Annotated in this window: 16 protein-coding genes; 4 read left to right on the forward strand and 12 right to left on the reverse strand. The window is 68.0% G+C overall.

Annotated features, from left to right (window positions below):
* The 8 genes from narH to K5880_RS07970 all read right to left on the reverse strand — a co-directional run bounded on the left by narH (position 1) and on the right by K5880_RS07970 (position 12,128).
* Positions 1 to 1,533: a nitrate reductase subunit beta gene (narH, locus tag K5880_RS07940; protein WP_297650531.1), complete on the reverse strand. Its 1,533-nt coding sequence runs from the start codon at positions 1,531 to 1,533 to the stop codon at positions 1 to 3.
* Positions 1,530 to 5,414, reverse strand: a complete 3,885-nt coding sequence (locus K5880_RS07945; RefSeq protein ID WP_297650533.1) for a nitrate reductase subunit alpha — start codon at positions 5,412 to 5,414, stop codon at positions 1,530 to 1,532. Before K5880_RS07945 ends, narH begins: the two co-directional genes overlap by 4 nt.
* Positions 5,415 to 5,574: 160 nt before the next feature.
* Positions 5,575 to 7,203 (reverse strand): antiporter, encoded by a 1,629-nt coding sequence (locus K5880_RS23125; RefSeq protein ID WP_366882674.1) that lies wholly within the window; start codon positions 7,201 to 7,203, stop codon positions 5,575 to 5,577.
* A 27-nt stretch (positions 7,204 to 7,230) separates the two neighbouring features.
* Positions 7,231 to 8,499 carry a nitrate/nitrite transporter gene (locus tag K5880_RS23130; protein WP_366882676.1) on the reverse strand — a complete coding sequence of 423 codons (1,269 nt, stop codon included), beginning with the start codon at positions 8,497 to 8,499 and terminating at the stop codon, positions 7,231 to 7,233.
* Positions 8,500 to 8,661: 162 nt separating this feature from the next.
* Positions 8,662 to 8,991 (reverse strand): cupin domain-containing protein, encoded by a 330-nt coding sequence (locus K5880_RS07955; RefSeq protein ID WP_297650535.1) that lies wholly within the window; start codon positions 8,989 to 8,991, stop codon positions 8,662 to 8,664.
* Between the two features lie 6 nt (positions 8,992 to 8,997).
* Positions 8,998 to 9,696 carry a response regulator gene (locus K5880_RS07960; RefSeq protein ID WP_297650537.1) on the reverse strand — a complete coding sequence of 233 codons (699 nt, stop codon included), beginning with the start codon at positions 9,694 to 9,696 and terminating at the stop codon, positions 8,998 to 9,000.
* A complete protein-coding gene (locus K5880_RS07965) occupies positions 9,693 to 11,594 on the reverse strand; it encodes a type IV pili methyl-accepting chemotaxis transducer N-terminal domain-containing protein (protein WP_297650538.1) in 1,902 nt (633 codons plus the stop codon). Before K5880_RS07965 ends, K5880_RS07960 begins: the two co-directional genes overlap by 4 nt.
* A 9-nt stretch (positions 11,595 to 11,603) precedes the next feature.
* Positions 11,604 to 12,128, reverse strand: coding sequence for an Rrf2 family transcriptional regulator (locus K5880_RS07970; RefSeq protein WP_297650540.1), 525 nt, complete (start codon positions 12,126 to 12,128; stop codon positions 11,604 to 11,606).
* 111 nt (positions 12,129 to 12,239) lie between these two features.
* On the opposite strand from K5880_RS07970, the gene ytfE reads away from it, so the two are divergent.
* The 3 genes from ytfE (at position 12,240) to K5880_RS07985 (ending at position 13,830) form a co-directional block, all read left to right on the forward strand.
* Positions 12,240 to 12,938: an iron-sulfur cluster repair protein YtfE gene (ytfE, locus tag K5880_RS07975; RefSeq protein ID WP_297650542.1), complete on the forward strand. Its 699-nt coding sequence runs from the start codon at positions 12,240 to 12,242 to the stop codon at positions 12,936 to 12,938.
* A gap of 68 nt (positions 12,939 to 13,006) precedes the next feature.
* Positions 13,007 to 13,414 (forward strand): SirB2 family protein, encoded by a 408-nt coding sequence (locus K5880_RS07980; protein WP_297650544.1) that lies wholly within the window; start codon positions 13,007 to 13,009, stop codon positions 13,412 to 13,414.
* Complete coding sequence (locus K5880_RS07985) at positions 13,411 to 13,830, forward strand: YbaN family protein (RefSeq protein WP_297650546.1); 420 nt, start codon at positions 13,411 to 13,413, stop codon at positions 13,828 to 13,830. The genes K5880_RS07980 and K5880_RS07985 overlap by 4 nt, the downstream gene beginning before the upstream one ends.
* 87 nt (positions 13,831 to 13,917) lie before the next feature.
* On the opposite strand, the gene K5880_RS07990 is transcribed toward K5880_RS07985, so the two are convergent.
* From K5880_RS07990 to K5880_RS08005, 4 genes are all read right to left on the reverse strand, one after another.
* Positions 13,918 to 15,114 carry a phosphoglycerate kinase gene (locus K5880_RS07990; RefSeq protein ID WP_297650548.1) on the reverse strand — a complete coding sequence of 399 codons (1,197 nt, stop codon included), beginning with the start codon at positions 15,112 to 15,114 and terminating at the stop codon, positions 13,918 to 13,920.
* A 75-nt stretch (positions 15,115 to 15,189) separates the two neighbouring features.
* Positions 15,190 to 16,953 carry a phosphoethanolamine--lipid A transferase gene (locus K5880_RS07995; RefSeq protein ID WP_297650550.1) on the reverse strand — a complete coding sequence of 588 codons (1,764 nt, stop codon included), beginning with the start codon at positions 16,951 to 16,953 and terminating at the stop codon, positions 15,190 to 15,192.
* A 65-nt stretch (positions 16,954 to 17,018) separates the two neighbouring features.
* On the reverse strand, positions 17,019 to 18,377 hold the full coding sequence (locus K5880_RS08000) for a histidine kinase dimerization/phospho-acceptor domain-containing protein (protein ID WP_297650552.1): 1,359 nt from the start codon (positions 18,375 to 18,377) through the stop codon (positions 17,019 to 17,021).
* Positions 18,374 to 19,081, reverse strand: a complete 708-nt coding sequence (locus K5880_RS08005) for a response regulator transcription factor (protein ID WP_297650555.1) — start codon at positions 19,079 to 19,081, stop codon at positions 18,374 to 18,376. Before K5880_RS08005 ends, K5880_RS08000 begins: the two co-directional genes overlap by 4 nt.
* A gap of 103 nt (positions 19,082 to 19,184) precedes the next feature.
* Here K5880_RS08005 and K5880_RS08010 point away from each other — a divergent pair, with 103 nt between their 5' ends.
* On the forward strand, positions 19,185 to 21,860 hold the full coding sequence (locus tag K5880_RS08010; RefSeq protein WP_297650557.1) for a sulfatase-like hydrolase/transferase: 2,676 nt from the start codon (positions 19,185 to 19,187) through the stop codon (positions 21,858 to 21,860).
* Positions 21,861 to 21,870: the final 10 nt, after the last annotated feature.

The raw sequence follows: 21,870 nt of genomic DNA on the forward strand, positions 1-21,870 counted from the left end.
TCAGACCCCCGCCTTGATCGGGATGGTGCGCTTCTTCTCGCTGCCGAACAGACTCGTTTCCGTTTGTCCTTCCGAGCAGCCGTTGCCGAAGCTGAAGCCGCAGCCACCCTTGATGTTGAAGGTGTTCTCGGCGTACTCGCGGTGGGTGGTGGGAATCACGAAGCGGTCCTCGTAGTTGGCGATCGCCATGGTGCGGTACATGTCCTCGACCTCGCGCACGCTCAGGCTCACCTGGTCAAGCACGTCCTGGTTGACCACGCCGTCCACGTGCTTGGCGCGCTGGTAGCTGCGCATGGCCAGCATGCGTTCGAGCGCGCGCACCACGGGGATCGTGTCGCCCGCGGTCAGCAGGTTGGCGAGGTACTTCACCGGGATGCGCAGCTGGCTCACGTCCGGGATCTCGCCGTTGCTGCCCACCTGCCCGGCATTGGCCGCGGCGGTGATGGGCGAGAGCGGCGGCACGTACCAGACCATGGGCAGCGTGCGGTACTCGGGGTGCAGCGGCAGCGCCACCTTCCAGTCCACCGCCATCTTGTAGACCGGGCTGTGGCGCGCGGCCTCCAGCCAGTTGTCGGGGATGCCGTCGGCGCGCGCCTGTGCGATCACCGCCGGGTCGTGCGGATCCAGGAAGAGGTCGATCTGCGCCTTGTAGAGGTCGATCTCGTTGGGCACGCTGGCGGCCTCCTGGATGCGGTCGGCGTCGTACAGCAGCACGCCCAGGTAGCGGATGCGGCCCACGCAGGTTTCGCTGCACACCGTGGGCTGGCCGGCCTCGATGCGCGGGTAGCAGAAGATGCACTTCTCGGCCTTGCCGCTTTTCCAGTTGTAGTAGATCTTCTTGTACGGGCAGCCGCTCACGCACATGCGCCAGCCGCGGCACTTGTCCTGGTCGATCAGCACGATGCCGTCTTCCTCGCGCTTGTAGATCGATCCCGAGGGGCAACTCGCCACGCAGGCAGGGTTGAGGCAGTGCTCGCACAGGCGAGGCAGGTACATCATGAAGGTGTTCTCGAACTCCCCCACCATGGCCTTCTGCGCGGCCTCGAAGCCGTCGAAGTTGGCGTCCTTGCTGCGCTTGGAAAACTCGCCGCCCAGGATCTCCTCCCAGTTCGGGCCCCACTCGATCTTCTCCATGCGCTGGCCGGTGATGAGGCTGCGCGGGCGCGCGGTGGGCGCGTGCTTCATCTCCGGGGCCGACTGCAGGTGGTCGTAGTCGAAGGTGAAGGGCTCGTAGTAGTCGTCGATCTCCGGCAGGTGCGGGTTGGCGAAGATCTTCATCAGCAGCTGCCACTTGCCGCCCTGCCGGGGCACGATGCTGCCATCGGCCTTGCGGGTCCAGCCGCCGTGCCACTTCTCCTGGTTCTCCCATTCCTTGGGGTAGCCGATGCCGGGCTTGGTCTCGACGTTGTTGAACCAGGCGTATTCCACGCCGGGCCGGCTGGTCCAGACGTTCTTGCAGGTGACGGAACAGGTGTGGCAGCCGATGCACTTGTCCAGGTTGAGCACCATGCCGATTTGCGCGCGGATCTTCATGGGTTTTCTCCCTGGGATTGATAGGCTCGAATGAGGTGGTCGTCGGCCGGTGTGTCGAGCCAGTCCACCTTGTCCATCTTGCGCACCACGACAAACTCGTCGCGGTTGGTGCCGATGGTTCCGTAGTAGTTGAAGCCGTAGCTGAGCTGCGCGTAGCCGCCGATCATGTGGGTCGGCTTGAGCACGATGCGCGTGACCGAGTTGTGGATGCCGCCGCGCACGCCGGTGATCTCCGAGCCCGGGGTGTTGATGATCTTTTCCTGTGAGTGGTACATCATCACCATGCCCGGGTTGACGCGCTGGCTGACCACCGCGCGCGCGGCCACCGCGCCGTTGATGTTGAACAGCTCGACCCAGTCGTTGTCCTGGATGCCCGCGCTTTTCGCGTCGTCTTCGCTGAGCCAGACCACGGTGCCGCCGCGGTTAAGCGTGAGCATCATCAGGTTGTCGCTGTACGTCGAGTGGATGCCCCACTTCTGGTGCGGCGTGATGAAGTTCAGCTGGATCTCTTTGTGGCCGTTGGGCTTGATGTTGTGGATGCCCTCGGTGGTCTTCAGGTCCACCGGCGGTCGGTAGCTGCCCAGGCCTTCACCGAAGGCGATCATCCAGGGGTGGTCCTGGTAGAACTGCTGGCGCCCGGTGAGGGTGCGCCACGGAATCAGTTCGTGCACGTTGGTGTAGCCGGCGTTGTAGCTCACCGTCTCGCTCTCGATGCCGCTCCAGGTCGGGCTGCTGATGATCTTGCGCGGCTGCGCCTGGATGTCGCGGAAGCGGATCTTCTCGTCCTCGCGGTACAAGGCCAGGTGGGTGTGGTCGCGCCCGGTCTGCTTGCCCAGCGCCTGCCAGGCCTTCACCGCCACGTGGCCGTTGGTCTCGGGCGCGAGCTGCAGGATCACCTCGCAGGCGTCGATGTCGCTCACGATCTTCGGCATGCCCTTGCTCACGCCTTCGTCCTGCGTGGTGCCGTTGAGCTGGCCGAGCTGCTCGACCTCGGTGCCGGTCTTCCACGCGATGCCCTTGCCGCCGTTGCCGATCCTGTCCATCAGCGGGCCCAGCGCGGTGAAGCGCTTGAACACATTGGGGTAGTCGCGCTCGACCACGGTGATCTGCGGCGCGGTCTTTCCCGGGATGAGTTCGCAGTGGCCTTTGCGCCACTCCTTCACGTCGAAAGGCTGCGCGAGTTCCCCCGGCGTGTCGTGCATGATGGGCGTGAGCACCACCTCCTTCTCCACCCCCAGGTGGCCCACGCAGACCTCACTGAAGGCCTGGGCGAATCCCTTGTAGATCTCCCAGTCGCTGCGGCTCTGCCACACCGGGTCCACCGCCGCCGACAGCGGGTGGATGAAGGGGTGCATGTCGCTGGTGTTGAGGTCGTTCTTCTCGTACCAGCTCGCGGTGGGCAGCACGATGTCCGAGTACAGGCAGGTGGTGCTCATGCGGAAGTCGAGCGTGACCAGCAGATCGAGCTTGCCCTGCGGCGCGTGCTCGTGCCAGACCACCTCTTCGGGAAACACCCCCGATCGGGCTGAGCTTGTCGAAGCCCCTTCTCGCGCATGCCCTTCGACAGGCTCAGGGCGAACGGAGTCCGAGCCCAGGTCCTTGCCCTGCACGCCGTTCTCGGTGCCCAGCAGGTGCTTGCAGAAGTACTCGTGGCCCTTGCCGCTGGAGCCCAGCAGGTTGCTGCGCCACACGAACATGTTGCGCGGCCAGTTCTGCGGCGCGTCGGGGTCCTCGCAGCTCATGGCCAGCGTGCCGTCCTTGAGCGCGCGCACCACGTAGTCTTTCGTGTCCAGGCCGGCCGCAGTGGCGTCCTGCACCACCTGCAGCGGGTTGGTCTTGAGCTGCGGCGCGCTGGGCAGCCAGCCCATGCGCTCGGCGCGCACGTTGAAGTCGATCATGCTGCCGCCGAACGCGGCCTTGTCGGCCAGCGGGCTCACGATCTCTTCCATGCCGAGCTTTTCGTAGCGCCACTGGTCGGTATGGGCGTAGAAGAAGCTGGTGCTGTTCATCTGGCGCGGTGGGCGGATCCAGTCGAGCGCGAAGGCCAGCGCGGTCCAGCCCGTTTGCGGGCGCAGTTTTTCCTGGCCCACGTAGTGCGCCCAGCCGCCACCGCTCTGGCCGATGCAGCCGCACATCATCAGCAGGTTGATCACACCACGGTAGTTCATGTCGGCGTGGTACCAGTGATTCATGGCGGCACCGATGATCACCATGGACTTGCCGTGCGTCTTGTCGGCGTTGTCGGCGAACTGCTGCGCCACGGTGATGACCTGGTCGCGCGGCACGCCGGTGATGCTCTCCTGCCAGGCGGGCGTGTAGGCGGCGTTGTCGTCGAAGTCCTTCGCGCCACTGCCCAACCCGCGGTCGATCCCGTACTGCGCGACCTGCAGGTCGAACACGGTGGCCACCAGGGCGTGGCGTTCCTCGCCGGCCTTGCCCAGGCGCAGGCGCACGGCCGGCACGCGGGCGTGGTTGATGGCGCCGTTCTGCGCATTGGCGGTGAAGTGCGGCGCGGCGTTGCCACCGAAGTACGGGAAGGCCACGTCCACCACCTGGTGGTCCTGCTCCCCGTCCTCGATTACCGAGAGCTTGAGCCTGACCTCGGTGTCGCTGCGGGCCTCCCTGGCCTCCAGGTTCCACTTGCCTTCGTCGGCGCGTCCGGCCTCGCCCCAGCGAAAGCCGATGGATCCGTTGGGCAGCACGGCCCGTCCGCCGGTGTCGAAGGCCACGGTCTTCCACTCGGGGTTGTTCTTCTGGCCGAGCTGGCCGTTGAAGTCGCTGGCGCGCAGGTAGCGGTCGGGCACCAGGGTCTTCGTGCCGTCGGCGAGCACATGCTCTTTCAGCATCACCAGCAACGGCAGGTCGGTGTAGCGGCGCGCGTAGTCGTCGAAGTAGCTGCTTCTGGGCTTTCCGCCATCGGGGAAATAGAAGTTCTTCAGCACCACATGGCCCATGGCCATGGCGAGCGCGGCGTCGGTGCCCTGCTTGGGGTGCAGCCAGAGGTCGGAGAGCTTGGCGACCTCGGAGTAGTCGGGCGTGACGGCCACTGTCTTGGCACCCTTGTAGCGCACCTCGGTGAAGAAGTGCGCGTCGGGCGTGCGCGTCTGCGGCACGTTGGAGCCCCAGGCGATGATGTACGAGCTGTTGTACCAGTCGGCCGACTCGGGCACGTCGGTCTGCTCGCCCCAGATCTGCGGACTGGCCGGCGGCAGGTCGCAGTACCAGTCGTAGAAGCTCATGCATACGCCACCGATGAGCGAAAGGTAACGCGAGCCAGCGGCGTAGCTGACCATGCTCATGGCCGGGATCGGGCTGAAGCCGATGATGCGGTCGGGCCCGTGCTGTTTGATGGTGTAGACGTTGGCCGCGGCGATCAGCTGGTTGACCTCGTCCCAGGTGCTGCGCACGAAGCCGCCCATGCCGCGCACCTGCTGGTAGTCGCGGCGCGCCTCGGGGTTCTCGACGATGGAGGCCCAGGCGTCGACCGGGGTCTTCGCCACGTTCAACGCGGCGCGCCAGCGCTCGAGCAGGCGGCCGCGCACCATGGGGTATTTCACGCGGTTGGCGCTGTAGAGATACCAGCTGTAGGAGGCGCCACGCGCGCAACCGCGCGGCTCGTGGTTGGGCATGTCCCAGCGCGTGCGCGGGTAGTCGGTCTGCTGGGTTTCCCAGGTGACGATGCCGCCCTTGACGTAGATCTTCCACGAGCACGAGCCGGTGCAGTTCACGCCGTGGGTGCTGCGCACGATCTTGTCGTGCGCCCAGCGGTCGCGGTAGGCGTCTTCCCAGGTGCGGTCTTCGCCGGTGGTCTGGCCGTGGTTGCCCGAAAAGGTTTCCCTGGGCAGAGAGAAGTGGGTCAATCGGTCCAGAAAGTGGCTCATGGGTGGCTCCGGTTGGGGGGTGTTGTTGGGGTCATGGTTGTTTGTTGTTGGGCTGCCTTGGCATGCCTGCTTTTGTGGGGGCCGATGGCAGCGGGGGACACGGACGAAGCGGAGCGCCACGCCGTCCTGAGTCCCGAAGCAACCGTGGAGCGAAATGTCTTCATGGGTTCCTGATCTCAGCGCCGGCACGGAGGTAGAACCACCAGTTCAGCACCAGGCAGACGGCATAGAAAATCGCGAAGCCGTACATGGCGTATTGCGGTGTGCCGGCCTTGATCTGCGCGCCGATGACCACCGGCGCGACGAAGGCACCGTAGGCGGCGACGGCCGAGGTCCAGCCCAGCACCGGGCCGGCCTGCTGGCTGTCGAAGATGACGCCGATGGTGCGGAAGGTGGAGCCGTTGCCGATGCCGCTGGCCACGAACAGCACGATGAACAGGCCCAGGAAAGCGGGAAAGTACTGCTCGGGCGTGGCCGAGCCGTAGGCCTGCATCATCACGTAGCCCACCGCGCCCGAGGCCAGCACCATCACCGCCGAGATGACCTGGGTGACGATGGAACCACCGACCTTGTCGGATATCCAGCCCCCCAGCGGCCGCACCGCCGCGCCGACGAAAGGCCCGATCCAGGCGTAGGTGAGGGCCGAGGGTGCGTTGGGGTTTTTCAGCGTGTGCTGCATCACACCGGCCGCGTCGGCCACGTGCTGGAAGCCGAAGATCACCGTGATGGCCAGCGGCAGCACCATGGAGAAGCCGATGAACGAACCGAAGGTGACGATGTAGAGCGCGGTGAGCGACCAGGTGTGCCTGTTGCGGAAAATCGCGAACTGCCGGGCAACGCCCTCCTTCATCGGGCCGAAGGCGGCCAGGCGCATCACGGCCAGCGCCAGCGCGATGTCCAGCGGGATCGCGATCCACATGTTGAGGATGCCCAGGCCGGTAGGCGCCGGCAAATAGAGGTAAAGGATGAAGATCGCGGGCACGAAGGCCAGCGTGTAGAGGTAGGTGACCTTGGCAAACGCCGCCATGGGGTGACCGGCGTCGGGCGAGACGGTCTTGAGGTTGTTCATGCCGAACCAGCACAGCGCGCCCAGGGGAATCAGCGAGAGCACCCAGGCGAAGCCGGCGTTCTGGATGTACGTGGGTGTGCCGGCGGCGATCTTGCCGAAGATCCAGCCGCTGTCCTTCACCAGCGTCATGGGCTCGCCGCCGAAAGCGCCGAAGATGCCCACCGTCATCACGAGCGGGATCACGATCTGCATCGTGGTCACACCGAAGTTGCCCAGGCCGGCGTTGAGGCCCAGCGCCGTGCCCTGCAGCCGCTTCGGGAAGAAGGTGCTGATGTTGGACATGGACGAGGCGAAGTTGCCACCGCCCACGCCCGACCAGAGCGCGAGCAGCTGGAACACCCACAGCGGCCACTCGGGGTGCTGCAGCGCGACGCCGGTGCCGATGGCCGGCGCCAGCAGCATGGTGGTGGTCAGGAAGATGGTGTTGCGGCCACCGGCCAGGCGCACCAGGAAGGACGCCGGGATGCGCATGGTCGCGCCCGATATGCCTGCGATCGCGGTCAACGTGAAAAGCTCGGCCGGTGCGAACGGGAAGCCCAGGTTGAGCATCTGCACCGTGATGATGCCCCACATGCCCCAGACCGCGAAGCCGCAGAGCAGCGCGGGTACCGAGATCCAGAGGTTGCGGTAGGCGATCTTCTTGCCAGTGCTTTCCCAGAACTTCTGGTCTTCGGGGCGCCAGTCCACGATGTCGGCGCCACTGCGGTTGGGGGTGATCATGGATCGGGCTTTCAGGAAGAAGAGGGTTCAGTTCTGCAGCGAGAACGGTTTGGCGTTGGCGCCCATGACCTCGGTCTGGCGCACCTCGGTCCAGTACATCCAGATGAGCGAGACCCAGACCACGCCGTACATCAGCATGAAGGCGCTGGAGCGGATGCCGGTGAGGTCCATCAACACGCCGAACAGGATGGGCAGCACGAAACCGCCCAGGCCACCGGCCAGGCCGACGATGCCGCTGATGGCACCGATGTTCTTCGGGTAGTCGTCGCTGATGTACTTGAAGACGCTGGCCTTGCCGAACGCCCATGCAATGCCGAGGACGAACATCAGCGCGGTGAAGACGTAGACGTTGAGGCCGATGTGGAAGGTGCGCGGGCCGTTGACGGTGAGCACGGTGAAGTCGGTCTGCGGGTACGACAGCAGGAACAGGCAGATCCAGCTCACCCACATCACCCACCAGGTGACCTTGTGCGCGCCGAACTTGTCCGACATCACGCCGCCCACCGCGCGCAGCACGCCACCGGGCAGCGAGAAGCAGGCCGCCAGCAGCGCGGCCACGCGGATGTCCAGCCCGAACTCGCCCACGTAGTACTGCACCATCCACAGCGAGAGCGCCACATAGCCCCCGAAGACGATGCTGTAATACTGGCAGTACTTGAGCACCTTGGGGTCCTTGAGCGCCTTGAGCTGGTCCACGAAGGACACATTGCTCGGCACCCGATGCGAGGGATCGCTGTGGCTGAACAGCCAGAACAGCACCACCGTGCCCAGCATGATGGCCGCGTACACCCGCGGCACCATGGTCCAGCCGAAGGCCACCAGCAGCACCGGCGCGACGAACTTGTTGACCGCCGCGCCCGAGTTGCCCGCGCCGTACACGCCCATGGCCATGCCCTGGCGGTGCCGGGGGAACCAGCGCGCCACATAGGGCGTGCCGACCGAGAACGATCCGCCGGCCAGGCCCACGAACAGGCCGATGGTGAGGAAGTGCCAATAGGCGGTGGCGTAGCTCATGAGCCAGATCGCCGGCACGGTGATGGCCATGAGGATGGCCATCACGATTCGGCCACCGTAGCGATCGGTCCAGATGCCCAGCGGCACGCGCACCAGGGAGCCGGTGAGCACCGGCGTGGCCATCAGCAGGCCGAACTGGGTGGAATTGAGGTCCAGCGCCTTCTTGATCGGGATGCCGATGACGCCGAACATCATCCAGACCATGAAACACACGGTGAAGGCCAGCGTGCTGACGATCAGCACCGACCACGCCTTCTTGTCTTGGTTCAGTTCAGGGGCCATGTTGTGTTCTCCACGCGGGACATGGCATGACTGTCGGCGCTGCGGGCGCGGCTGCCTATCCACCGGCTGGCTGGCCGGTCGCGGCGGAAGAACGATGGCGCAAGGACGCGGCGCGTCCGGAAGAACTACGGCCGCCGGTTTGTGGCCGTCACTTGATCTGGATCAAGGCGCCAGAACGATCGTGACCAGCACGCTGGCGTCTTCCACAGCGCGCAGGCCATGCGGCACGCCGCCGCGCAGGAAGAGCAGTTGCCCGGCCTGCAACCGTCGCACGCCCTCGGGCGTCTCGAAGTCGATCACGCCTTCGAGGCATTGCACCGTGATCTCGCCCGGGACCTGGTGCATCGGCATGGCCTTGCCCAGCGGCAATCGGAGGCGAATGACTTCCAGCTGCTCCGACTTGAACAGGGCAACGGACTGCATGCTGAGCGCGTCACCGCCCTGGTTCGCGAGGGTGGCGATTTCGCCCGATTCGAGGTGGTGCAGGGCCATGGCGTTTCAGGTGGGCAATGGGGCGTGGCGGGCGGCGAACACCGCCGCCTGCACGCGCGAGGTGATGTGGAGCTTGCGCAGGATGTGCTGCACGTGGATCTTGACCGTGGTCTCCGCGATGTCGAGCTTGCGCGCGATGTGCTTGTTGCTGTCGCCGCGCGCGATGAGATCGAGGATCTCGCGCTCGCGCGCGGAGAGCAGGGCGAGTTCGGCCTCGGCTGCACTCCGAGCCGCGACGGGAACCTCCTCCTGCGCCGGTCGATCGGGTGGCTGTGCGCGCAAGGCCGCCACAAGCTTGGTGGTCATCTCGGGACTCACCACCGATTCGCCCGCCAGCACCTTCATGATGGCTTCGCACAGCTGGTCCGACTCCACGGTCTTGAGCAGGTAGCCGTCAGCGCCAGCCTTGAGCGCGGCCACCAGGTCGGCCTCGTTCTCGCTCACGGTGAGCATGAGGATGCGCGTGCCCGGCGCGGCCTCCCGCAGCGCGGGGATGGCGTCCACCCCGAGCACGCCCGGCAGATGGTTGTCCAGCAGGATCACGTCCGGGCGTTGCCGCGCCACGCAGCGCAGCGCCTCGCCCACGTCGCCGGCCTCGCCGCTCACCTGCAGGCGTTCGTCCTGCGACAACAGCGCCGTCAGGCCGCGCCGGAACAGGGAGTGGTCGTCGACCACGAGCAACTGGGTGGGTGGGGTGGTGGTCATGCGGTCGCGGCAAGGACGGGTGGCGCGGGTGCGGCCACGGGGTGGGGGGGCAATGTGAGCGTGACGGTGGTGCCCCGGCCGGGCTCGGAGCTCACCTCCACGCTTGCGCCGATCAGCGTGGCGCGCTCGCGCATGATTTTCAGGCCCACGTGGGACTGGTCCGGCAGGTCCCCTGCATCGAAGCCCGCGCCGTCGTCGCGCACACGAAAGCACCACTGCGGCCCCTTGATCACGTCGAGCTGGATCTGGCTCGCTCCAGCGTGCTTGCGCACGTTGGAGAGCGATTCCTGCAGCACGTGCAGCACCTGCACCTGCACGTCGGCCGGCAGCGGCAGGCCGTGGCCTTCGACGTGCAGGCGCGAGGCCAGGCCGGTCTGGTGCTGGAACTTCTGCAGGGTCTCCTGCAGCGCGCGTTCGATGTCGTCGGTATTGGTGCGGGTGCGGAAATGCACCAGCAGTTCGCGCACGTCGTTGATGCTCTCGCGCAGCCCCTCGTCGAGCTCGTCGAGCGTGAGCCGGACCTGCGCCGCCTGCTCCTTCTGCACGGCGGTGCGCAGCAGTTGCACCTGGATCTTGAGGAAGGCCAGCGACTGCGCGATGGAGTCGTGCAGCTCGCGCGCGATCAGGGCCCGCTCCTCGCCCACCGCGGCCTCGCGCTCCAGCGCCGCCGCGCGCAGGCTCTCCAGTGCGTTGGCCAGGTGGCTGGCGAGGGCATCGAGCAGCTCGATCTCGCCCACGCCCAGGCTGGTGGGCGAACGGTAGAACAGGTCGATCTCGCCGATGAGCCGGTGCTGCAGGCGCACGGGGACGCTCACCAGCGTCTCGTAGCCCGCGCGCGCGCAATGCCGCACGCCGGCTGCCTCGTGGCTGTGGATGGGGATGACGCGCGTGCGGGCATCGGGTTGCAGGTTGCCGCAGGCGCAGGCACCCGCCAGCAGGCTGCGCTCTTCCTCCACCATGTCCTGCGGGAAACAGTCGGAGGCCAGCATGAGGTAGCGCTGGTTGGCCTCGTCGCTCCAGCGGATCGCCACCGCGTCGGCCTTGACCACCGCGCGCACGCGTTGCGCGAAGCCGCGCGAAAGCTCCTCGATGCTGCCGGCGTCGACCAGGAAGGCGCTGACTTCGTAGAGCGTCTCCAGCCGCGCGCGCTGCGCCTCGATGTGGCGCGTCTTGGTCTCGACCTGGGACTCCAGCCCGGCGTACATGGACTGCAGGGTGGACGCCATGCGGTTGAAGCCCGCGGCCACCTGGCCGAATTCGTCGTGCGTCTCGACTTCCACGCGCGCCTTGAAGTCGCCCGACTCCAGCCGTCGCAGGCTCTGGCGCAGCGTGGCCAGGGGGTTGATGACGTACATGTAGCCGGTGTAGAGCATCACCACCGCGCCACCGATGGCCAGGGCCATCATGAGGAACTGGAACAGGTTGAGGATGGCGGTGAAGGCCGAGAGCTGCTTCTCGATCGCCAGCACAAGGCGGTCGATGGCGTTCACGAAACGGTCGGCCGCGCCCAGGGCCTCCTGCGACGGTGGCGCGCCTTCCTGCAACCAGATCACGCGCTGGCTCTGCCAGAGCGCCTCCACGTTGGCGAACTCGCGGCTGACCGCCTCGTCCCGGGGCACGAACAACGGGCGGCTGGCGTCGCCGCTGCGCAGCAGGCCCAGGCTCTGGTCGAACTGCCCCACCAGCGCCGCCACCTCGGCCATCGGGCGCTGCGCCTGCACGGCGCTGGTGAGGCGCCAGGTCTGCATGCGCATGCGCCCGGCCTCGTTGACGGCCGCCGCGCCGCCTTCGAGCTGCCAGGTGACCCACAGCGTCAGGCCGATGGAGGCCAGGGCCACGATGAGCAGGCCCGCGCCGATGCGCACGAGCTTGGTCGAGAGCGAGGCGGTGGACTGCATGGCGCGAGGCTATCGGCTTTTGCCGCGCGCCGATACCCGTGGCCGTCGGATCGGCCCCACGGGCGGCCCCGGCAGGCCGGGCACCAGCCGCAGGCGATGCACCGTCCGCTCGCCGGGAGCGGCTTCCACGGGCGCGACCAGGTCGGCCAGCGTCAGGCCGTCGAGCACCTCCAGGTAGCGTTCCATGGCCAGGCTCAAGGCGCCCTTGAGGCGGCAGTGGCCGTCCAGGCGGCAGGTGTTGTGCGCCGCGTCAAAGCACTCCACCAGGGTGAAGTCGCTCTCGGTCTGGCGGACCACCTCGCCCAGCACGATGGCTTGCGCCGGCTTGAGCAGGCGCAGGCCACCACCACGCCCGCGCGTGGTCTCCAGCAAGCCCAGGCCGGAGAGGGTCATCACGATCTTGGTGAGGTGGCTGCGCGAGATGCCGTGGGCCTCGGCGATCTCGCCGATGGTGGCGGGCTGCTCGCGCTGCGCGCTGGCGGCGCAGTACATCAGCACGCGCAGGCTGTAGTCGGTCCATTGGGTCAGCCGCATGTCGCATCCTCCTCATGACCGATGGCCGTCTGGTCGCTGGAAATATTCATGTCGGGTGCATTTTATGCGCTAATATGTTCATCTCATATGAATGTTTAAAGGAACCATGCCATGAACCAGATCACCGACCGTCCCGACACCCTGGCCCGCGCCACGCAACCGATCGGACAGATCGCCGTCGACCTACCAGGCGCAACCGCCGTCTTCCGCCGCCTCAAGCTTGATTTCTGCTGCGGTGGCCAGATCGCCCTGCAACAGGCCTGCGACAACAAGGGCCTGGCGCTGGACGCGGTGCTGGCTGAACTGGACCGGCTGGACCGATCCGATGCACCGGTCGCGCCGCAGACGCCGCACGACATGATCGACCACCTGCTCGCGCGTTACCACGCGGTACACCGCGAACAGCTGCCCGAGCTGATCCGCATGGCGCGCCGGGTGGAGGCGGTGCACCGGGATCACGCCGAGGTGCCCGCGGGACTGGCGGACCACCTCGAGACCATGGAAAGCGAACTGCTCGACCATATGGACAAGGAAGAACAGGTGCTGTTCCCCCTGCTGCGGGCCGGTGGGCGCGGCAGGGCCGAGATGCCGATCGGCGTGATGCGGGCCGAGCACACCAGCCACGGCGCGCAGCTCGAACGCCTGCTGGCCCTGGCGCATGACACCACGCCGCCACAGGGCGCCTGCAACACCTGGCGCGCGCTGTACGCGGGCATCGCGCAATTCCGCGACGATCTCATCGCCCACATCCACCTGGAAAACAACCTGCTGTTCCCGCGGTTCGAACCCGCGCGCGCGGCCTGCTGCTGAGGCGGCTCCCGCGGCGGGAGCGACTATGCTTGTGGCGTCACCCCTGAAAGCCACACCCGCCACCACCCATGCCCGTTCCGGACATCGCCTGGGCTTACCCGCTGCTCCTCAAGACCCATGTGAGCCTGGTCGTGGGCAGCGTGGGCCTGTTCGCGCTGCGGGGCATCGGCGTGCTGTGGCGCCACGCCTGGCCCATGCGGCCAAAGTGGCGCCGCCTGAGCGTGGTGATCGACAGCGCGTTGCTGCTCGCCGGCGCCAGCCTGTGGTGGCTGCTGCAGCTCAACCCGATCCACCAGACCTGGCTGGGCGCCAAGCTCGTGCTGCTGCTGGTCTACATCGCCCTGGGCACCATGGCGCTCAAGCGCGCACGCACCGCGCGCGCTCGCGCGCTGTTCCTGCTCGCAGCGCTGGCCTGCGTGGCCTTCATGGCCTCGGTGGCCCTGGCGCGGCACCCGCTGGGCTGGTGGGCGCCGTGAGGCCGGCGCGCATACCGCCACCCACGAGCGCCGAGCTGCACCGCTCGCGCGTGGTGCGCGGGCTGCTGTGGCTGGCCGGCAGCGTCTCGCTGGCGCTGGGCCTCATCGGCGTGGTGCTGCCGGGCCTGCCCACCACGCCCTTCGTGCTGCTGGCCGCGGCCTGCTATGCCAAGGCCTCGCCACGCCTGCACGGCTGGCTGCTCAACCACCGCTGGATGGGGCCGATGATCCGTGACTGGGAAACCCACCGCAGCCTGACCCGGCGCACCAAGACGGTGGCGCTGGCGAGCATGGTGCTGATGGTCGGCCTGTCGGCCTGGGGCTTGCGCCACCAGCCCGTGGTGCTGGCGGCGCTGCTGGTTGCGGCCCTGATCGGTGCCGTGGTCGTGGCGCGCATCCCGACCAGACAGAAATGATGCCCCCACGCTCCACCGCTGCGCGGGTCGCTGCCCCCCGAGGCGGCTGATCCGCCTTGGGGCGGCCCGGCGGCGGATCGCTCTGAATCAGCCTGCCGCCCGGCGCGCGAGCACCTCGAACGCCGGCAGCGTCTTGCCTTCGAGCACCTCCAGGAAGGCGCCACCGCCCGTGGAGATGTAGCCCACGTCCTTCTCGATGCCGTACTTGGCGATCGCCGCCAGCGTGTCGCCACCGCCGGCGATGCTGAAGGCGCTGCTCTTTGCGATCGCCTGCGCGATGGCCTTGGTGCCACCCTCGAAGGCCGCGAACTCGAACACGCCGACCGGGCCGTTCCACACGATGGTGCCGGCCTGCATCAGCTGCGCGGCCAGCTTCGCGGCGGTCTCGGGCCCGATGTCCAGGATCAGGTCGTCCTCGGCCACCTCGGTGGCCTTCTTCACCGAGGCCGGCGCGTCGGCGCTGAAGGCCTTGGCGGTCACCACGTCGGTGGGGATCGGCACCTCGGCGCCGCGCGCCTTCATCGCCTCGATCACCGCCTTCGCCTCGCCCAGCAGGTCGGCCTCGGCCAGGCTCTTGCCGATCTTCAGGCCGGCGGCCAGCATGAAGGTGTTGGCGATGCCGCCACCGACGATGAGCTGGTCCACGTTGCCGGCCAGGCTTTTCAGGATGGTGAGCTTGGTGCTGACCTTGCTGCCGGCCACGATGGCCACCAGCGGGCGCTTGGGCGCAGCCAGGGCCTTGGCAATCGCATCCATCTCGGCGGCCAGCAGCGGGCCAGCGCTGGCGATGGGCGCGGTCTCGGCGATGCCGTAGGTCGTGCCTTCGGCGCGGTGCGCGGTGCCGAAGGCGTCGTGCACGAAGATGTCGCACAGGCTGCCGAGCTTCTTCGCGAGTTCGGGGCTGTTCTTCTTCTCGCCGACGTTGAGGCGGCAGTTCTCCAGCAGCACGACCTCACCGGGGGCGACGGAGAAGTCGCCATCGATCCAGTTCGAGACCAGGCGCACCGGCCGGTCCATGAGTTCGCCCAGCCGCGCGGCCACCGGCGCGAGCGAGTCCTCGGGCTTGAAGGCGCCTTCGGTGGGCCGGCCCAGGTGGCTGGTGACCATCACGGCCGCACCGGCGTCCAGCGCCATCTGGATGGCGGGGATGCTGGCGCGGATGCGCGTGTCTTCGGTGATGCGCCCGGCGTCGTCCTGCGGCACGTTGAGGTCGGCGCGGATGAAGACGCGCTGGCCCTTGGCCTGGCCACGGGCACACAGATCGGAAAAACGGATGAAGGACATGTTGGGCGGGCGCGGGAGCGCGTGGTCGTCTGACGGAAGCCCGCATTGTAGGAAACAGAGACCACAGCCTCCCGCTTACATCGCCCGGGGCATCGCGGCCGGCCGCGCACCCGGCGCCTGGGCCAGCGCCGCGGCACTGCATGGCATCAGAGCGTCCAGCGTGGGTGCGTACGCGCGGGTGCGCACGTCCAGCAGGCCCAGCACGGAGTGAAAGAAGTGGTCGTGCGTGATCGGGTCGGACGCGTGCTCACGCAGACAGCCGGCCGACAAGCCGGTGCGCTGCCGCAGACCCGGCGAGAACCAGGCCACCATGGGCACGTGCGTCTGCTGATCCGGCGCGATGGCATAAGGCACGCCGTGCAGGTACAGGCCGTTCTCGCCGAGCGATTCGCCGTGGTCGGAGACGTAGATCAGGCCCGTGTCCTCGACACCGCCGGCCGCGCGGGCCTGCAGCCACGTCAGGGTCCGGTCCAGGAAATGGTCGGTGTAGGCGATGGAGTTGTCGTAGGCGTTGACCAGCTGGTCGTGCGGGCAGTCGGACAGGGTGACGCTGCGGCACTCGGGCTGGAAGGGCTTGTGGTCTGCCGGGGCGCGGCGCGAATACGCCGGCCCGTGGCTGCCTATCTGGTGCATCACCACCACGGTGCCACGCGCGCGCCGCTGCGGGTCCAGCGCGGCAAGGCGCTGGTCCAGCCCGTCGAGCATCGCCTCGTCCAGGCACTCGGTGCCGTCGCACAGGCCGGGCACCGGGGGGTCTGCCGCGCGGACATGCGGCACACGGTCGCACACGCCCTTGCAGCCGGACTGGTTGTCGATCCAAAGCACGGCCAGGCCAGCGCGCTGCAGCACATCGAGCAGGTTTTCGACCTCGGGCGTCCTGTCGCCACCCTGTTGCCGCGTGAGCGGCGAGAACAAGCAGGGCACGGACACCTGGGTGTTGGCGCCGCAGGAGCGCACCTCGCTGAAGTTCACCAGCTCGCCGCGCGCCTGCCAGCGCGCGAGCGCGGGTGTGGTCTGGCGCGCATAGCCGTCGAGTCCGAAATTCTGCGCGCGCGCGGTCTCGCCGATCACCAGCACGAGCAACTGTGGACGCACCTGACGCGCGTAGCTCGCACCCAGGGCGGCGTCTTCGCCCAGCGCGCGCAGCGCGGTCACCTGGCGCGGCAGCTGATCGACGGCCAGCCGCACACCGGCGTACACGGTGTTGAGCGGGTTGGCCATGTAGCGCAGATCCTTGTGGTTGCGCATCAGCGAAGCCAGCCCCTGGTAGCTCAGCAGCGCGGCCAGCACCACCAGCGACAGCCCCGCCAGGACACCCATCGCATTGCGGCCGGCCTGTGCGTGCCAGCGCCGCGGGGCCAGGGGTCGGCGCCACAGCGCCCACAGCGGCGGGCCCGCGACCACCAGCACCGTGCCCGGCAGCGACCAGGACAGCAGGTCGCGCACCTCGTTCGCGTCGGTGTGCAGCACATTGGCCAGCATGGTGGAATCGATCACCACGCCGTACTGGCGCATGAAGTGCATGTTGAGCGCGCTGATCAGCAGCAGGGCGCTGGCCACCGGCCGGAACAGGCGCGGCCACGCCGCCAGCGACAGCAAAGCCGCGGTGACACCCAGCAGCACCACGCCCAGCCCACCGATCAGCGCGGCGCGTTGGGCGAGCGATCCGCCCAGCGCGTCGATGCGCTGCCACAACGCGAGGTTGCCCACGCTGGCCAGCCACAGGGCCATGCCCCACACGGCCAGCACGGGTCGTGTGGCCGGTCGGGCACAGGCGTTGCGCGGCGGATGGGCGACACGGGGAACGCGAAAGAACGGGGGCGAAAACGAAACAGGCATGAACAGCGTCCGAGGGCCGGCACGCACCGGCACGCGGACTGTGCCCAGACGGCGTTAAGCGAGCCTTATGCGCCGCGCCAGCGCAGCGAGAAGCGCGTGGTCATGGGCGCTTCGCCGTGATCGGCCACGAGGCGCGCGCCCAGTTGGTCGGCAATGCGTTCGACCAGGCGCAGCCCGAGCCCCAGACCTTCCGACTCGGCTGCGCGCGGCACCCCGACCTGGGGCCGGCGTCCATCGTCGCTGACCGAGACGCCGCGCTCGTCCGCCGTCTGCCAGACATCGATCACCACCTGCGTACCGGAGGGGGTGTGGCGAAGCGCGTTTTCGATGAGATTGCGCAAGGCCAGTTCAAGCAGCATGGGCTGCGCCGGCACGACCACCGCCCTGTCGGGTTGCTGCAGCGAGAGCTCGTGCCCGCTGGCATCGGCCCCGGGCGCGTGCGCTGCGATCAGGCGCTCGGCGAGTTCGCCCAGTGCGACCTGTCCCTGCGTTGGCGCGGCCAGGCCTGCTGCGCCGCTGCGCTGTGCACGCGCGAGATCCAGCAGCTGGTGCAGGATGCGGCCCGCGCGCAGGGACTCCTGCTCCAGCTGCGCCAGACGCACGGGTGACGGGTCGTGTTGTGCCGCCCTGGCCTGCAGTGCCATGGCCGCCAGCGGCGTGCGCAACTCGTGCGCCACATCGGATGCGAACTCGCGCTCACGCTGCGCGCGGGTCTGCAAGGTGTCCACCAGCGCATTGATGGCCGTGACCGTGCTGGTGAATTCGCGGAAACGGTGCTGTGTATCCAGCCGCTGCCCGGCAAAGCCGTCCAGCGCGGCCACTTCGTGCGAAAGCCGGTCGAGCGGGCGCAGGCCGCGGCGGATCGCCCACCACAACAGAATGGCCACCAGCGGCAGCACCAGCAACGCGGGCTGCGCCACATGCTCGGCGATGTCTTTGCCCAGTTCGTGGCGCTGGCGCATGTCGGTGAACACCACCACGCGGCGATGCTGCGCCCCTTGTCCGGTCTGCGCGGCGAAGGCCCGCCACACAGGCGCGCGTCCGGCAGCGCCGATCTCCACCGTCGCGAAACCCTGCGCCGGCAGCGCGGCCGTGTTCAACCCCGGCACCAGCCCGTGCGTGTCGGTGACAAGGCGCTCGCCATCCCAGGCCACCACTGCCACGTCCTGCAGGAATTCGTGCGACAGATCGGGCAGTGCCTGCAGTGGCCCGCTCGCGGTGGCGGATGGTGCGGCCGTGAGCCACAGCTTGGCCACGGCCACCATCTGCCCGTCCGAAAACTTGCGGGCTTCATGAAATGCCGTGAACCAGGCCAGCGCGATCACCAACAGCCAGATCACCAGCAGCACGCCCAGCGCCCAGCCCAGCAAGTAGCGTCGCAACAGACGCGGGGACCCTGCCATGGCCGGGGCGTCGGTGTTCATCGGCGAACCGGCTCTTGCGTCGGCACGAAGTACCCCACGCCGCGCACGGTCTTGATCAGCGAGTCGCCGAGCTTGCGGCGCAGGTGGTGGATGTGCACCTCGATCGCGTTGCTCTCCAGCGCCTCGCCGAAGCCGTACAGCGCCGATTCCAGCCGCGACTTGGAGAGCACCTGCGGGCGCGCCTGCAGCAGCGTGAGCAGCAGCGCGAATTCCTTGCCGCCCAGCGCCACCGCTTCGCCCGCGCGCAGCACAGTGTGGGCAGCTGGGTTCACCACCAGGTCGCCGTGCTCGATCACCGGGCTGCTGCGCCCGCCCGCGCGGCGCAGCATGGCCCGCAGCCGGGCCAGCAGCTCGTTGGCGTCGAAGGGCTTGACGATGTAGTCGTCGGCGCCGCTGTCCAGGCCGCTGATGCGGTCGCTCACACCGTCGCGCGCGGTCATGATCAGCACAGGCATGTCGCTGTGCGGCAGGTTTTTCCTGCCTGCGGCCTGCGCAGGCTGACGCCGCAGCCGTGCCAGCAGGTCCAGGCCTTCGCCGTCGGGCAGCCCGAGATCGAGCAGCATCACGTCGAAGGGTTCGACCGCAAGTGCGAGCCACGCCGCATCCAGCGTGGCGCACAGGTCCACCGCATAGCCCGCCTGGCGCAACGAAGCCTGCAGGCCGCTGGCAATGCCGGGATCGTCTTCCACCACGAGAGCGCGCATGTCGAGGAAATGGGGTCCGCTGAATTGAACCCGCCCATTATGGTTTCACGCCTTATCCCCGCCTTAAGGCGCATTTAACCCAGGGTCTGCACATTGCGGGCCCATGCACGCACCGACCCTGCGCCTGGCGGCTCCGACCCGCCGCACCTCCCTGCCCGTCTTCTGGCTGTTCGGCCTCCTGCTTGTCACCCTGCTCTGGGACCTGAGCGGCCTGGACCTGCCAGTGATGCAGACCATCGGCAACCCGCATGGCTTCGCGCTGCGCGACATCTGGCTGCTCGAGCACGTACTGCACGACGGCATGCGCCAGGCCATGACCGCGGCCTTTGCCTGGCTGTGCATCTGGGCGCTCTGGCCCGACGCGTCGATTCCCCGCCGCGAGCGCTGGCTGGTGGTGGGCCTGGTCGCGTTGTCGCTGCTGGTGGTGAACCTGATCAAGAACGCCAGCCTCACCAGTTGCCCCTGGGATCTGCGGACCTTTGGCGGCAGCGCCCGCACGGTGTCGCACTGGGCCTGGGGTGTGGCGGACGGTGGCCCGGGGCGCTGCTTTCCGGGGGGCCATGCGTCCAGCGGTTTCGCCTTTCTGGCCACGTCCCTGCCCTGGCTGCTTCCACCTGATGGCGCCACGCGGCGGCGCGTGGTGGGGCTGCGCTGGCTCGCTGCCGTGCTGCTGACCGGCGCGCTCGCAGGTGTGGTGCAGACGCTGCGTGGTGCCCACTTTCCCAGCCATACCCTCTGGACACTGCTGATCTGTGCCAGCGTGTCGCTCGCCGGCTGGCGGCTCGCCCTGCCGTGGCTTGCTGTGCAACCACGCGCCGCACGCCCGGGCAACACGCCTTCGCGCCCCTCGCCCGTCGCCCAGACACTGGCGGTGCTGCGTCCCCTTGCCGTGCCCATCGCCGGCACGCTCGCAATGTTGTGGCTGTCGCGACTCGGGCTGGCGTGGTGGCAGGCCGATCGCATCACCGAGGCTCAGGCCTGGACCCATGTGTGGCAGCAGGGTCTGCGCTTCGACGCGGTGCTCACCGGCATGATCTGGGTGCTGCCGGCCGCGATCACGCCATGGATGGCCCTGCACCGGCGCAGCCAGCGCGGGTGGTGGGTGTTCCTGCGCTGGTACGGCGGTCTGGCCCTGCTGCTGGTGGCCTTCATGGAACTGGCCACACCGGCCTTCGTGGCGCAGTACGACAGCCGGCCCAACTACCTGTTCGTCGAATACCTGGGCTATGCCAGGGAGGTCGGCGGCACACTGCTGAAGGACCACTGGCCGCACCTGATCGCCACCGCGCTGTTGCTGCCGGCACTTGCGTGGGCCTACGCCCGGCTGAGCCGTCCGGCGCAGGCGCCCACACCGATCCGCATCTGGGTGGCGCTGCCGCTGTCGGCGCTGTTGTTCGCCGCGCTGGCGCTGAGCGCGCGCGGCGCGCTCGGGCACCGCGCGGCCAACCCGGCCAGCGTGGCGGTGACCAGCGACCACCTGGTCAATGAGCTGCCACTGAATTCGCTCTACACGGTGGCCTACGCGATCTACCAGTCGCGCAAGAGCGAGGCCGGCGTGGTGTACGCCGAGTTGCCGCGCGCGCAGGTGATCGATACCGTGCGCCGCGAGACCGGACTGCCCGCCAGCGACTTCGTGGACGACCCGGCCTCGCCCACGCGGCACCGGCAGATCAGCCTGTACCCGCGAACGCGGCCCCTAAACCTCGTGATCGTGCTCGAGGAGAGCCTGGGCGCGGAGTTCGTGGGCCGCCTGGGCGGTCTTCCCCTCACGCCCAACCTGGACCGGCTGGCCGGGCAGGGCCTGTGGTTCGAGAACCTCTACGCCACCGGCACGCGCTCGGTGCGCGGCATCGAAGCGGTGGTGGCGGGTTTTCCACCCACATCGGCGGTGAGCACGGTGAAGCTGGCGAAATCGCAGCGCGATTTCTTCACGCTGGCGAATTTCCTCAGGCAACAGGGCTACGAGTCCACGTTCTTCTACGGCGGCGAGTCCCATTTCGACAACATGCGCAGCTTCTTCATGGGCAATGGTTTCGACCGCGTGGTGGAGCAGAAAGACATGCCCGCTGGCGCCTTCATCGGCACCTGGGGCGCGTCGGACGGCGATCTCCTGGACATCGCGCACCGGCACTTCAGCCAGCAACCGGCGGACAAAGCTTTCTTCGGCCTGGTGTTCACCTCGTCCAACCACGCGCCGTTCGAGTTTCCCGACGCCCCCATCGAGCTGTACGAACAGCCCCGCAGTACCGTGAACAACGCCGTGAAATACGCCGACCACGCACTCGGCCGCTTCTTCGACCAGGCCCGGCAGTCCGCTTACTGGGACAACACGCTGTTTCTCGTCGTGGCCGACCACAACTCGCGCGTCTACGGACCGTCGGTGATCCCGATCGAGCGCTTCCACATCCCGGGCCTCATCCTCGGTGGCGCGGTGAAGACCCCGGAGCGCATCACCACCGTGGCCAGCCAGATCGACCTGGCGCCCACGCTGATCTCGCTGATGGGTCTGAGCGGCGAGCATCCCTTGATCGGTCGCGACCTGAGCGACCCGGCGCAGCGCGCCCGCCCGGGCCGCGCGATCATGCAGTTCGACCGGACCCAGGCCTACATGGAGGGATCGGACGTTGCCGTGCTGCAAGCCGACACGGCGGCCCGGTTGATGCGTTATGAAGACGGCCGCCTACACGAGCGCCAGGGCGGCGACCCGGCACTGATCGCGAAAGCGCAGGCGCACGCACGTTTTGCCCAATGGGCCTACCAGGAAGGCTGGCACCACTGAGTCCGGCCCA

This window comes from Hydrogenophaga sp. (assembly GCF_025699295.1).
Classification (GTDB): domain Bacteria; phylum Pseudomonadota; class Gammaproteobacteria; order Burkholderiales; family Burkholderiaceae_C; genus Hydrogenophaga.

Excerpts from the sequence above, each read along its gene's own strand:
- narH (WP_297650531.1), bottom strand. The coding sequence starts at position 1,533 with ATGAAGATCCGCGCGCAAATCGGCATGGTGCTCAACCTGGACAAGTGC.
- K5880_RS07945 (WP_297650533.1), bottom strand. The coding sequence starts at position 5,414 with ATGAGCCACTTTCTGGACCGATTGACCCACTTCTCTCTGCCCAGGGAA.
- K5880_RS23125 (WP_366882674.1), bottom strand. The coding sequence starts at position 7,203 with ATGATCACCCCCAACCGCAGTGGCGCCGACATCGTGGACTGGCGCCCC.
- K5880_RS23130 (WP_366882676.1), bottom strand. The coding sequence starts at position 8,499 with ATGGCCCCTGAACTGAACCAAGACAAGAAGGCGTGGTCGGTGCTGATC.
- K5880_RS07955 (WP_297650535.1), bottom strand. The coding sequence starts at position 8,991 with ATGGCCCTGCACCACCTCGAATCGGGCGAAATCGCCACCCTCGCGAAC.
- K5880_RS07960 (WP_297650537.1), bottom strand. The coding sequence starts at position 9,696 with ATGACCACCACCCCACCCACCCAGTTGCTCGTGGTCGACGACCACTCC.
- K5880_RS07965 (WP_297650538.1), bottom strand. The coding sequence starts at position 11,594 with ATGCAGTCCACCGCCTCGCTCTCGACCAAGCTCGTGCGCATCGGCGCG.
- K5880_RS07970 (WP_297650540.1), bottom strand. The coding sequence starts at position 12,128 with ATGCGGCTGACCCAATGGACCGACTACAGCCTGCGCGTGCTGATGTAC.
- ytfE (WP_297650542.1), top strand. The coding sequence starts at position 12,240 with ATGAACCAGATCACCGACCGTCCCGACACCCTGGCCCGCGCCACGCAA.
- K5880_RS07980 (WP_297650544.1), top strand. The coding sequence starts at position 13,007 with ATGCCCGTTCCGGACATCGCCTGGGCTTACCCGCTGCTCCTCAAGACC.
- K5880_RS07990 (WP_297650548.1), bottom strand. The coding sequence starts at position 15,114 with ATGTCCTTCATCCGTTTTTCCGATCTGTGTGCCCGTGGCCAGGCCAAG.
- K5880_RS07995 (WP_297650550.1), bottom strand. The coding sequence starts at position 16,953 with ATGCCTGTTTCGTTTTCGCCCCCGTTCTTTCGCGTTCCCCGTGTCGCC.
- K5880_RS08000 (WP_297650552.1), bottom strand. The coding sequence starts at position 18,377 with ATGAACACCGACGCCCCGGCCATGGCAGGGTCCCCGCGTCTGTTGCGA.
- K5880_RS08005 (WP_297650555.1), bottom strand. The coding sequence starts at position 19,081 with ATGCGCGCTCTCGTGGTGGAAGACGATCCCGGCATTGCCAGCGGCCTG.
- K5880_RS08010 (WP_297650557.1), top strand. The coding sequence starts at position 19,185 with ATGCACGCACCGACCCTGCGCCTGGCGGCTCCGACCCGCCGCACCTCC.